General features: G+C 61.1%; 13 protein-coding genes. 10 read left to right on the top strand and 3 right to left on the bottom strand.

Features of this window, described 5'->3' with window-relative positions; genetic code table 11:
- Positions 1–5: 5 nt before the first annotated feature.
- The 9 genes from ACNQ62_RS06675 (at position 6) to ACNQ62_RS06635 (ending at position 9,815) form a co-directional block, all read left to right on the top strand.
- The gene (locus tag ACNQ62_RS06675) at positions 6–1,094 is read left to right on the top strand and encodes an ABC transporter ATP-binding protein (RefSeq protein ID WP_005852576.1); all 1,089 of its coding nucleotides are present in this window, start codon (positions 6–8) and stop codon (positions 1,092–1,094) included.
- 15 nt (positions 1,095–1,109) lie between these two features.
- Complete coding sequence (locus ACNQ62_RS06670) at positions 1,110–2,189, top strand: ABC transporter ATP-binding protein (protein WP_418094470.1); 1,080 nt, start codon at positions 1,110–1,112, stop codon at positions 2,187–2,189.
- A 51-nt stretch (positions 2,190–2,240) separates the two neighbouring features.
- The gene (locus ACNQ62_RS06665) at positions 2,241–3,113 is read left to right on the top strand and encodes a carbohydrate ABC transporter permease (protein ID WP_037943909.1); all 873 of its coding nucleotides are present in this window, start codon (positions 2,241–2,243) and stop codon (positions 3,111–3,113) included.
- Positions 3,113–3,952: a carbohydrate ABC transporter permease gene (locus tag ACNQ62_RS06660; protein ID WP_009826627.1), complete on the top strand. Its 840-nt coding sequence runs from the start codon at positions 3,113–3,115 to the stop codon at positions 3,950–3,952. Before ACNQ62_RS06665 ends, ACNQ62_RS06660 begins: the two co-directional genes overlap by 1 nt.
- Before the next feature lie 24 nt (positions 3,953–3,976).
- On the top strand, positions 3,977–4,249 hold the full coding sequence (locus ACNQ62_RS06655) for a DUF2160 domain-containing protein (RefSeq protein ID WP_005852584.1): 273 nt from the start codon (positions 3,977–3,979) through the stop codon (positions 4,247–4,249).
- Positions 4,250–4,320: 71 nt separating this feature from the next.
- Positions 4,321–6,042 carry an ABC transporter substrate-binding protein gene (locus ACNQ62_RS06650; protein ID WP_037943910.1) on the top strand — a complete coding sequence of 574 codons (1,722 nt, stop codon included), beginning with the start codon at positions 4,321–4,323 and terminating at the stop codon, positions 6,040–6,042.
- A gap of 153 nt (positions 6,043–6,195) precedes the next feature.
- On the top strand, positions 6,196–7,683 hold the full coding sequence (gene glpK, locus ACNQ62_RS06645) for a glycerol kinase GlpK (protein WP_286780109.1): 1,488 nt from the start codon (positions 6,196–6,198) through the stop codon (positions 7,681–7,683).
- 10 nt (positions 7,684–7,693) lie between these two features.
- On the top strand, positions 7,694–8,677 hold the full coding sequence (locus tag ACNQ62_RS06640) for a class 1 fructose-bisphosphatase (protein ID WP_304950494.1): 984 nt from the start codon (positions 7,694–7,696) through the stop codon (positions 8,675–8,677).
- Positions 8,678–8,681: 4 nt separating this feature from the next.
- Positions 8,682–9,815 (top strand): iron-containing alcohol dehydrogenase, encoded by a 1,134-nt coding sequence (locus tag ACNQ62_RS06635; RefSeq protein WP_418094699.1) that lies wholly within the window; start codon positions 8,682–8,684, stop codon positions 9,813–9,815.
- A gap of 16 nt (positions 9,816–9,831) precedes the next feature.
- On the opposite strand, the gene ACNQ62_RS06630 is transcribed toward ACNQ62_RS06635, so the two are convergent.
- A complete protein-coding gene (locus ACNQ62_RS06630; protein ID WP_037943915.1) occupies positions 9,832–10,653 on the bottom strand; it encodes a sulfite exporter TauE/SafE family protein in 822 nt (273 codons plus the stop codon).
- A 37-nt stretch (positions 10,654–10,690) separates the two neighbouring features.
- On the bottom strand, positions 10,691–11,704 hold the full coding sequence (gene dusA / locus ACNQ62_RS06625) for a tRNA dihydrouridine(20/20a) synthase DusA (protein WP_418094469.1): 1,014 nt from the start codon (positions 11,702–11,704) through the stop codon (positions 10,691–10,693).
- Between the two features lie 301 nt (positions 11,705–12,005).
- Here dusA and ACNQ62_RS06620 point away from each other — a divergent pair, with 301 nt between their 5' ends.
- Positions 12,006–12,209, top strand: a complete 204-nt coding sequence (locus ACNQ62_RS06620; RefSeq protein ID WP_235183771.1) for a hypothetical protein — start codon at positions 12,006–12,008, stop codon at positions 12,207–12,209.
- 41 nt (positions 12,210–12,250) lie between these two features.
- On the opposite strand, the gene ACNQ62_RS06615 is transcribed toward ACNQ62_RS06620, so the two are convergent.
- Entirely contained in the window at positions 12,251–12,493 is a 243-nt protein-coding gene (locus tag ACNQ62_RS06615) for a DUF1289 domain-containing protein (RefSeq protein WP_278376209.1), read from the bottom strand.
- Positions 12,494–12,524: the final 31 nt, after the last annotated feature.

The following is a 12,524-nucleotide window of genomic DNA, read 5'->3' as shown; positions in this document are numbered from 1 at the left end:
GGAACATGTCGCTCGTTTTGCAAGGCGTGTCCAAGGTCGTAAACGGCCAGACGCATATTCATCCGACAGATCTTGAGCTGCAGTCCGGCACCATGAACGTGCTGCTGGGGCCGACATCTGCGGGCAAGACTTCCCTGATGCGGTTGATGGCGGGGCTGGATGTGCCCAACACCGGCAAGGTGATCTGGAACGGCGAGGATGTCACCGGCATGCGCGTTCAGGATCGCGGTGTGGCGATGGTGTATCAGCAGTTCATCAACTACCCGTCGATGACCGTCTACAACAACATCGCCAGCCCCATGCGGTTGCTGGGCAAATCCAAGGACGAGATCGACAGCGCCGTGCGCAAGGCCGCCGATCTGATGCAGTTGACGCCGATGCTGGACCGCAAGCCGCTTGAACTGTCGGGCGGGCAACAGCAACGCTGCGCGCTTGCGCGGGCTTTGGTCAAGGACGCGGGGCTGGTGCTGCTGGACGAGCCGCTGGCGAACCTCGACTACAAACTGCGCGAAGAGCTGCGGGCCGAGATCCCGAAAATCTTTGAAGAAGCAGGCTCGATCTTCGTCTATGCCACGACCGAACCGGAAGAGGCGCTTTTGCTGGGCGGGCACACCGCCACATTGTGGGAAGGGCGCATCACGCAATTCGGCCTGACCCCCGTGGTCTACCGCCAGCCCGTCGATGCCACGACCGCGCGCGTCTTCTCTGACCCGCCGATGAACTTCCTCAACATCACCAAGGCCGGCGACACGCTGACCTTTGGCGATGGCAACAAGGTCGCGACCTTCGGGAACTTCAAGACCGTGGCCGATGGCAGCTATGTTGCGGGCTTCCGCCCCAACCACCTTGAACTGTCCAAGCAGTCTGACGACGCGCTGGAGTTTGCGGGCAAGCTGAACGTGACCGAGATTACAGGGTCGGAAACCTTTATCCACCTTGATCACCACGGTGAAAACTGGGTCGGTCTGGTGCACGGGGTCAAAGACCTCAAGATCGGGGCACCGCTGAACGTCTATCTTGACCCGACACATGTTTACATCTTTGCCGAAGACGGCACATCCGTGGCCCCCGCATCCTATGCGGCAGCGGCCTGAGGGAGGACCGGACCAATGGCAAAAATCACCCTTGATAACCTGGCGCATTCCTATTTGCCCAACCCCACCAGCGAAGATGATTTCGCGCTGAAAGAGCTGAACCACGATTGGGTGGACGGCGAAGCCTATGCGCTTTTGGGCGCGTCGGGCTGCGGGAAATCCACGTTGCTGAACATCATCTCGGGCCTGCTGCACCCCAGTCAGGGCCGCATCCTGTTCAACGACCGTGACGTGACCAACGACCCCACGACCAAGCGCAACATCGCGCAGGTTTTCCAGTTTCCGGTGGTCTATGACACGATGACCGTGCGCGACAATCTGGCGTTCCCGCTGCGCAACCGGGGCGCGGATGCGGCCTATGTCGCGGAGCGCGTGCAGCAGATCGCGGGGATGATCGGCATGGAAGACATGCTGAACCGCAAGGCGCGCGGGCTGACGGCGGATGCGAAACAGAAAATCTCGCTCGGGCGGGGGATGGTGCGCGAGGACGTGAACGCGCTGCTGTTCGACGAGCCGCTGACCGTGATCGACCCCCATATGAAGTGGGAGCTGCGCACGCAGTTGAAATCACTGCACCATGAATTCGGTCACACCATGATCTATGTGACCCACGACCAGACAGAGGCGCTGACCTTTGCGGATAAGGTCGTCGTCATGTATGACGGCCGCGTTGTGCAGATGGGCACCCCGCAAGAGCTGTTCGAGACACCACAGCACACCTTCGTTGGTTATTTCATCGGCTCGCCCGGTATGAATGTGCTCGACGCGACGGTGACCGGCGACAAGGCCGTCATTGGCGGCCACGAGATCGCCTTGGGCCACGGCTTTGCGCCGCTGGACGGCAAGGTCGAACTGGGCGTGCGGCCCGAATTCACACGGCTTGCCACGGGCGCGGCGGGGCTGCCCGTCACGATCAAGCGGATCGAGGACGTGGGCCGCCACAAGATCGTGCGTGCTGACTTTAATGGCAGTGAAATCAACGTGATCGCCGAAGAAGGTGCCGAGATTTCGCCGGATATGAACCGCATTGTTTTCGACCCTGCCGGGGTGAATGTCTATGCCAACAGCTGGCGCGTTGCGCCGCAGGGGGCCTAAGATGATCCAATCCGCCGCTTTCCCGCTGACCCTCGCTGAAAGGACCGCGTCATGAACAAGACCGTCAATCAAAAGGCCTGGTTCCTTGTGCTGCCTGTGCTGCTGCTGGTGGCTTTCTCTGCCGTGATCCCGCTGATGACCGTGGTGAACTATTCCGTGCAGGATACCTTCGGGAACAACCAGTTCTTCTGGGCTGGCCTCGACTGGTTCCGCGAGATGATTGAATCCGAGCGGATGTGGAACGCCTTGGGCCGTCAGATCGCGTTTTCGGTGATCATTCTGGCGATTGAAATCCCGTTGGGGATCTTTGTGGCGCTGAACATGCCCAAGAAGGGGTTCTGGGCCTCGCTGTGTCTGGTTCTGATGTCGCTGCCGCTGTTGATCCCGTGGAACGTGGTTGGCACCATCTGGCAAATCTTTGGCCGCGTGGACATTGGCCTGTTGGGCTACACGCTGTCGGCCTTGGGCATCGACTATAACTACACCCAGGATTTTTATGCCGCATGGATCACTGTGATCGTGATGGATGTCTGGCACTGGACGTCGCTGGTGGCGCTGCTGGCCTATGCCGGTCTGCAATCCATCCCCGATGCTTACTATCAGGCGGCCAAGATCGACCAGGCGAGCCGCTGGAAAGTCTTCCGCTATATCGAGCTGCCCAAGATGATGGGCGTTCTGATGATCGCGATCCTGCTGCGGTTTATGGACAGCTTCATGATCTACACCGAACCGTTCGTCGTGACGGGCGGGGGGCCTGGTAACTCTACCACCTTCCTGTCGATCGATCTGGTCAAGATGGCCCTCGGACAGTTTGACCTTGGTCCTGCGGCGGCGTTCTCGATCATGTATTATCTGGTGATCCTGCTGATCTCCTATGTGTTCTACACCGTGATGACGAACCTTGATAAAAGGGATGGCCACTGATGTCTGATCTTGCACAAAAAAGAGGGTTTGCCCTGCCCAAGATCAAGGGCAATGCGATTGTCATGGCGCTCTATCTGCTGTTCTTGCTGCTGCCGATCTATTGGCTGCTGAACATGAGCCTCAAGACCAACACAGAGATCCTCAACAGCTTTACCCTGTGGCCGCGTGATCTGACCTTCGACAACTATATGACGATCCTGACGGATGCGTCATGGTACACGGGCTATCTGAACTCGATGGCTTATGTGGTGATGAACATGGTGATCTCGCTCGCAGTGGCGCTGCCGGCGGCCTATGCCTTCTCGCGCTATAGCTTCATGGGCGACAAGCACCTGTTTTTCTGGCTGCTGACCAACCGGATGGCCCCGCCCGCGGTTTTCGCGCTGCCGTTCTTCCAGCTTTATAGCTCCGTCGGGTTGTTCGACACGCATATTGCTGTGGCGCTGGCGCATTGTCTGTTCAACGTGCCGCTGGCGGTGTGGATCCTCGAAGGGTTCATGCGCGGCGTCCCGAAAGAGATCGACGAGACGGCCTATATCGACGGCTACAGCTTCCCGCGCTTTTTCATCCGCATCTTCACGCCGCTGGTGGCGTCGGGGATCGGGGTCACGGCCTTCTTCCTGTTCATGTTCAGCTGGGTTGAGCTGCTGCTGAGCCGGACGTTGACCAGCGTGGACGCCAAGCCGATTGCCGCCACCATGACCCGTACTGTCGGGGCCGCCGGGATCGACTGGGGCGTGCTGGCCGCGGCAGGGGTGCTGACCATCGTGCCCGGTGCCTTGGTGATCTATTTCGTGCGCAACTACATCGCCAAAGGCTTTGCCTTGGGCCGCGTTTAACAAAGAAAGACCGGAGGAAACATTATGGACTGGATGGCTTGGACTTGGCCCACCGCCGCTTTCTTTGGGATCATCGCGGTGACGCTGATCACCTTTACGATCCTTGCAATCAAATTCCCCGAAGTACCGCGCGCCGGTATACTGGGGATGGAAACGACGCGCGGTGACCGGTTGTTCATCACGCTTCTGGGCTCGGCCTTTATCAATCTGGCTTGGCTCGGGCTGCTCAGTGCGCCCCAATGGGGGGCATTGGTCGTCTGCCTTTTCTATGCCATCGCGGTTTTCCGCTGGGTCTAGGACAGGAAAATAAGGGGGGCCGGCCTGCAAGAACCGGACCTCTCAAATGTTCAATTCTAGGGAGGAACATCATGAACTTGCGCTTAAAGGGAACGACTGCGATCGGGCTTGCGGCTTGCATGTTTGCCGCACCTGCGTTCGCCGACATGGAGGCCGCAAAGGCTTTCCTTGATAAGGAAATCGGCGATCTCTCCGCGCTGTCGCGGGAAGACCAGGAAGCCGAACTGCAGTTCTTTATCGACGCTGCAAAACCGTTTGAAGGCATGTCGATCAACGTCGTGTCCGAGACAATCGGCACGCACACCTACGAATCCACCGTTCTGGCCCCCGCTTTCGAAGCGATCACCGGCATAAAGGTCACCCATGACCTGATCGGCGAAGGTGACGTTGTCGAAAAGCTGCAAACGCAAATGCAGTCGGGCGAGAACATCTATGACGCCTATATCAACGATTCCGACCTGATCGGGACGCACTGGCGCTATCAGCAAGCCCGCAATCTGTCCGACTGGATGGAAGGCGAAGGCAAGGCCGTGACCAACCCCGGTCTCGACCTCGAAGACTTCATCGGCCTGTCGTTCACGACCGGCCCCGATGGCAAGATCTACCAGCTGCCCGACCAGCAGTTCGCGAACCTGTATTGGTTCCGCTACGATTGGTTCAACGACGAACAGAACAAAGCTGATTTCAAAGAGAAATATGGCTACGATCTGGGTGTTCCGGTCAACTGGTCCGCATATGAGGACATCGCCGAATTCTTCACCGGTCGCGACCTGTCGCGTCTTGGCGTCGAAGGCGAAGTCTTTGGCAACATGGACTACGGCAAGAAAGACCCGTCGCTTGGCTGGCGCTACACCGATGCGTGGCTGTCGATGGCCGGTGCCGGTGACGTGGGCGAGCCAAACGGTCTGCCCGTCGACGAATGGGGTATCCGCGTCAACGAAAACTCGCAGCCTGTGGGGTCTTGCGTTGCGCGTGGCGGTGCCACAAACGGGCCAGCAGCGGTCTATGCTGTGACCAAAGCGATCGAATGGCTGCAGAAGTATTCGCCTCCGGCGGCTGCGGGCATGACCTTCTCTGAAGCGGGCCCAATTCCGGCGCAGGGCAACGTGGCCCAGCAGATGTTCTGGTACACCGCCTTTACCGCCGCGTCGGTAGAGCCTGACCTGCCCGTGATGAACGAAGATGGCACGCCCAAGTGGCGCATGGCACCTTCGCCCCACGGTGCATATTGGACCGAAGGCACCAAGATCGGGTATCAGGATGCCGGGTCGTGGACGCTGATGAAATCCACGCCGGTCGACCGTGCACAGGCCGCGTGGCTCTATGCGCAGTTCGTCACCTCCAAGACTGTGGACGTCAAGAAAAGCCACGTTGGCCTGACCTTCATCCGTGAATCGTCGATCCAGCACGAAAGCTTTACAGAGCGTGCACCGAAACTGGGTGGTCTGGTTGAATTCTACCGTTCGCCAGCGCGCGTTCAGTGGTCCCCAACTGGTACCAACGTGCCTGACTATCCAAAGCTGGCGCAGCTGTGGTGGCAGAACATCGGCGACGCCATGTCCGGTGCGAAGACCCCTCAGGAAGCGCTTGATGCCCTGTGCGCCGATCAGGAAAAAGTCCTGATCCGTCTGGAGCGTGCCGGCGTTCAAGGGGACATTGGCCCCAAAATGAACGAAGAGCGTGACCCAGAGTACTGGCTGTCCCAGCCGGGTTCGCCCAAAGCGAAACTGGAAAGCGAAGACGAAGAGCCACAGACCATCGCCTATGATGAGCTGATCAAATCCTGGCAGTAAGCCACTCTTTCCGGGGCCGGTTCGCTGGCCCCGGAACCTTTGATTTTCCAACAACGCCGACATCCGTCATTGCCCTGACATCTGGTCGGGCCTGCCGACCCTTGCTAGGATACGGCACCATCTGACGGTTGCTACACTTCCAAAGGGACGCGCATGACGTATATCCTTGCCATTGACCAGGGCACCACCTCCACACGGGCCATCGTTTACGATGACACGATGACGTCGATTGCCAGCGCCCAGGAAGAATTCCCCCAGCATTTCCCCCAGTCCGGCTGGGTTGAACATGATCCCGATGATCTGTGGCGCACCACGCAGGCGACCTGCCGCGGGGCGATCGACAAGGCAGGGATCACGGCGGGCGATATCGCCGCCATTGGCATCACCAACCAGCGCGAGACGGTTGTGGTCTGGGACAAGCAGACCGGCCGCCCGATCTATAACGCCATCGTCTGGCAGGACCGCCGCACCGCCAGCCAGTGCCGCACCCTGCGCGATGCGGGCCACGAAGAGATGTTCACCGACCGCACCGGCCTGTTGTTGGACCCGTATTTCTCGGGCACCAAGCTGGCCTGGATATTGGACAACGTCGAAGGCGCGCGCGACCGTGCCGCCAAGGGGGAGCTGCTGTTCGGCACTGTCGATTGCTTTTTGATCTGGAAGCTGACCGGTGGGGCGTCCCATGCGACGGATGCCACCAATGCCGCGCGCACCATGCTGTATGACATCCGCAAAGGCCGGTGGAGCCGGTCGATTTGTGACCTGCTCGACATCCCGATGGAGATGTTGCCAGAGGTCAAGAATTGCGCCGATGATTTCGGCAGTACCGATCCCGATGTTCTGGGCGCTGCCGTTCCGATCCACGGGGTCGCGGGCGACCAGCAGGCGGCCACGGTGGGGCAGGCGTGTTTCGAGCCGGGAATGCTGAAATCCACCTACGGCACGGGCTGTTTCGCGCTGATGAACACGGGCGACACGCCGGTGCGGTCGGAAAACCGGCTGCTCACCACCATTGCCTATCAATTCGACGGCAAGCCGACCTACGCGCTTGAAGGGTCGATCTTTGTCGCGGGGGCCGTGGTGCAATGGCTGCGCGACGGTTTGCAGATCATTCAGGATTCGGCCGAGACGCAAGGGCTGGCCGAACAGGCGGATCCGCATCAGAACGTGGTATTGGTGCCGGCCTTTGTCGGGCTGGGTGCGCCCTATTGGAACCCCGATTGTCGTGGCGCGGTCTTTGGGCTGACCCGTGGTACGGGGCCCGCCGAAATGGCCCGCGCGGCGCTGGAAAGCGTCGGCTACCAGACGCGTGATCTGCTCGAAGCGATGTCCGCCGACTGGAAAGCCGATGGCGTGCAGCCCACCTTGCGCGTCGATGGCGGCATGTCTGCCAGCGACTGGACCATGCAATTCCTGTCGGACATCATCGCGGCCCCCGTTGACCGGCCCACCGTGCATGAAACCACCGCCCTCGGGGTCGCGTGGCTTGCGGGGATGCACGCGGGCGTTTATCCTGACCAGGAACAGTTCGCGAAATCGTGGACACAGGAAACCCAATTCACGCCGAAAATGGACGATGACCAGCGCGACGCGAAATATGCGCTCTGGAAAAAGGCCGTTGACGCGACCCTGAATTTTTAAGGAACTCCCCATGACAGCCCCAACGCTTCGCCGGTATCTGACCCAAAACAGCTTTGACCCCGATCTGGTGTTTCTGCTGGAAGACATCGCATCGGCGTCGCGACTGATCGCTGGTCTCGTGCGTCGTGGTGCATTCGAGGGCAACCTTGGTGCCGCCGGAGAGATCAACGTGCAGGGCGAGGCGCAAAAGACGCTCGATATCATGGCCAATGACGTGTTCGAGCGTGAGTGTGCCAACAGCGCGCGTGTCGCAGCACTTGTGTCGGAAGAGGTGGAAGAGGTTACTTGGCTGAAAGAGCCGCAAAAGGGCGACTACCTGCTGTATTTCGATCCGCTGGACGGGTCGTCTAACCTTGATGTGAACCTGTCGGTGGGGTCGATCTTCTCGGTCATGCAGGTGCAGGCCGATGGTGACCGCAACGTGCTGCACAACGGCCGCAACCAGATTTGCGCGGGCTATGCGATCTACGGGCCCTCGACCATGTTTGTGGTGACCAAGGGTGACGAGGTTGCAGGCTTCAGCAGCGATCCGGACACGGGCGAATTCAGCCTGACCCACCCCAAGATGACCGTGCCCGCCGAGACCTCGGAATATGCGATCAACACGTCACGCGCACGCTATTGGTACGCCCCCGTCAGCCGCTATGTGGACGAGGCTGTTGCCGGCAAGGAAGGCCCCCGTGGCCGGTCGTTCAACATGCGCTGGACCGCGTCGATGGTCGCGGATGTGCACCGTATCCTCACGCGTGGTGGCGTCTTTCTGTACCCCGCTGACAGCAACAACCAGAAGACCGGCGGCAAGCTGCGTCTGATGTACGAGGCGAACCCGATGGCGATGGTGATCGAAGCGGCAGGCGGTGCTGCGTCGACAGGGCAGGGCGCGATTATGGATGTCGCCCCCACGGCACCGCACCAGCGCGTTCCGGTGATCCTTGGCTCGCGCGATGAGGTTGCCGTGCTTGACAGCTACCACAAAGACGCCGCTGACAGCTAAGCCGATGTTCTCGTTTTTCTCTCCGCAAGCGCTGCATTTCGGGCGTGGACAGGCCGCGCAGACGGCCACGCTGGCCGCTGGCTTTGGGACGCATGTGCTGATCGTACACGGGGCCAATGCAGCGCGCGCGGCTTGGTTGGTCGAGGATTGCCGCGCGGCTGGTCTGTCGGTCACCACACAAAGCTGCGGGTCCGAGCCGAGCCTGCCAGCATTGGAAGCAGCGCTCGCCCGTGTGTCCGCAGATCGGCCGGATGTGGTTGTCGCACTTGGCGGCGGATCGGTGATCGACTTTGCCAAGGCGCTCGCGGCGCTGATCCCCTGCGCGGGGGCACCGCTGGACTACCTCGAAGGGGTGGGGGGCGGCAAACCGCTCGACCGCGCACCTTTGCCGATGATCGCGCTGCCGACCACGGCGGGCACGGGGGCAGAGGTGACCAAGAACGCGGTGATTGCCGTGCCGGAACACGGGGTCAAGGTCAGCCTGCGCGACGCGCGGATGATTCCCGATATCGCCATCGTGGATGCCGGGCTGATGCAGGGCGCACCGCGCCGCGTCACCCTTGCGGCGGGGCTGGATGCGGTCACGCAGGTGATCGAACCCTACCTGTCCGTCAAAGCCACGCCGATGACGGATGCGCTGTGTCAGGCGGCGATCCCTAAGGGGCTGGCCGCCCTGCGCGCCGTGGTTGAACAAGACGCAGCGGAAGCGTGGGACGACATGGCTTGGGTCAGCACCTGCGGTGGCTTGGCCTTGGCAAATGCGGGGCTGGGGGCGGTGCATGGCTTTGCCGGTGTGATCGGCGGCCAGACCGGCGCGCCACACGGAGAGATTTGCGGCGCGCTTCTGCCCGCGGTGCTGGCGTCTCACTTGGACAAGGCAGAGGCAGGCACGCAGATCCACACGCGCCTGATGTGGGTGCTTGGCCTGATCGACGATGCCTTCAACGTCGAAAACGGGGCAGGGATCGCCGCCCTGCGCGATTGGTCCCGTCAGATGGGGCTGCGCACGCTGGCGGAAATGGGACTGAACCCCGAGGATCACGCAGAGGTCGCACGCCTCTCTGCCGGTGCATCCTCGATGAAGGGCACGCCCTTCGCGCTGACGCAGGACGAGCTGATCGCCATCCTGCGCGCCTGACGCTTATCGTGGCGGGTTACAGCCCCAGCGATTTGCGCAGCATGTTCAGCGCCACGAGGATCAGGAAGACCGCGAACACCCGTTTCAACGGTTTCGGGTCCATCGCATGGGCCAGTCTAACCCCCAGCGGCGCGGTGATCAGCGTCATGGCGATGACAATCGCAAAGGTGGGCAGGTTCACCGCCCCCACCGTCAGGGGCGGGCTGTTGGGCGCGGCATCCACCAGCAGGAACCCGATGACGGAGGGCACGGCGATCAGCACGCCAAACCCCGCAGCCGTCGCCACGGCACGGTGGATCGGCACGTTGAACAGGCTCATCAGCGGCACGCCGAAACTGCCCCCGCCGATCCCCATCAGCACCGATAGAAACCCGACAGAGGGTGACAGCGCCGCACGCGCGGCCCCACGGGGCATCGCCTGTCCCAAGCGCCAATGCGCCCGCCCAAAGGCCATGTATAGTCCGACGACCAGCGCCAGCCCGCCAAAGATGCCCTGCAAGACGCTCGTGCGCAGCTGTGCCACCACCAGCATCCCGATGATGGCCCCGATCACGATCCCCGGTGCCCATGTCTTGAGGATCGCCCAATCGACCGCGCCCTTTTTATTGTGGCTGTGCACCGACCGCAGCGAGGTCACGATGATCGTCGCCAGCGAGGTCGCCAGACACATTTGCATCAGCTGCGGGCTGTCATAGCCAAGCGCTTGGAACGCATAGAAAAACGCGGGCACCAAGACGATGCCGCCACCGACACCCAGCAGCCCCGCCAGCACACCGGCAAAGGCACCGATGGCCATGATCATAAGGACAATCTGCAGAAGGAGGGTGGGGTCTTGCATGGGGGCGATCCTGAATGTCGTGCGGTTGCCCCTGTTGCTATACCGCTTCTTGCGCCTCGGCCAGTGTTTGCATCGCGTCCAGCGCCTCTAGCAGCACCTGACGGTCGGCACCGGGGCGAGAGGCTTGCTCGGACAGGGTGCGCCGCCAGACCCGCGCGCCGGTGCGACCGGCAAAGAGCCCCATCATATGGCGTGTGATCTGGTTCAGCTTGCCCCCGCCGTCGATATGCGCGTCGATATAGGGCAGCATCTGCGCCACGACATCCTCGGGTGTGGTGTCTGCGCCGGTGCCGTAAATGCGGCGATCCGCCTGTGCGAGAATATCGTTCGGGTTATGATAGGCGCTGCGCCCGATCATCACGCCATCCAAACCGGCGTCCAGAAACGCCTCTGCCTGATCAAGCGAGGTGATGCCTCCGTTGATCGAGATATGCAGGTTCGGGAAAAGCCCCTTCATCCGGTGCACCAGCTCGTAGTCCAAGGGGGGAATGTCGCGGTTTTCCTTGGGGCTGAGCCCTTGCAGCCACGCCTTGCGCGCGTGGATTGTCACCCGTTCACAGCCCGCGCCGACGATCTGCGCCAGAAACTCGGGCAGCACCTCGGCGGGGTTCTGGTCATCCACGCCGATCCGGCATTTGACGGTCACGTCCACATCCACCGCGCGCCGCATCGCCGCGACGGATTTCGCCACCAGCGCCGGTTGCTCCATCAGCACCGCGCCAAAACAGCCCGATTGCACACGATCCGACGGGCAGCCGACATTCAGGTTGATCTCGTCATACCCCGCCTGCGCCCCGATCCGCGCCGCCTCAGCCAGCTCGTCCGGGTCAGACCCGCCAAGCTGCAAGGCCACGGGATGTTCAGAGGTATCATGATCCAGCAAATGCAACGCGCCGCCGCGTACCAAGGCGGGCGAGGTCACCATTTCGGTATAAAGCAACGTCTGCTTTGAAAATAGCCGGTGCATGTAGCGACAATGCCGGTCGGTCCAGTCCATCATAGGGGCGACCGAAAGCCGTGCGGCGCGGGTGAGATCGGATCTATGTCCCATGATGGTCTAAGCCTTATCGTCTATCGAGCTGGAAATATGGGGGTTCGGGAGGGTCAATGCTATAGCGGGGCGGGCATGGCAAGGGGCAGGGGGCCGATATCACGCGCCCGTTGTTTGCCTAAATCCGCGGCATTGGGCCGGAATGTGCAGGGCTTGATACGTTTATTACCCTGATTTTGCCCAAATACTGCCATATCTTAACACTTATATCACACTGTCGGAGCCAAACTACCGACAGGCGACCGAGAATCGAATCGACCGGCGCACAAATTGAACGACCCGAGAGATGGCAGAGATGGACATGACAGATACAGCGCAAGACCCGCAGACCAATATCCTTCGCTTCGTGCCCGCAGCAGCAACATGGCAATGCGTGACCGTGGCGCAGCATTTTGGGGCGACCCCCGTGGTGCCAGCGGCGAATGACAATTACGCCCCGCAAGATCACGAAGGGGCCCAGACCAGCAGCGAAATGCTTGATTTTCTGTACCGCGTGGCCCGCTGAATCATCTTCAACGGTCCAGACGGCCTAGCCGGTTCGCCAGATCAGCCGGTGCTGTCACGCTTGAGCCGCGCAGAACGGCCCCCCCGCCGCTTCGTCAACGCACCCGCCCGCGATGGTAGCTCTTCCATGATGCTGCGGCGCTCTTCGGGCGTCATACGCGACCACGCGCCGATCTCGTCAATGGATCGGTAACAGCCTGTGCACAGGCGCGTCTCGGGGTGCACCACGCAAAGTTTCACGCAGGGGCTTTCGACTTCGTTCCGTTTCCAGATCTCGTCACTCATCGCTTTATCCTCGCGCTGTCGCGCTTATGTG

The sequence above is a fragment of the Sulfitobacter sp. SBS6 genome, from assembly GCF_048285585.1.
Lineage (GTDB): Bacteria > Pseudomonadota > Alphaproteobacteria > Rhodobacterales > Rhodobacteraceae > Sulfitobacter > Sulfitobacter pontiacus.
This window is presented reverse-complemented; position numbering and strand designations above follow the sequence as displayed.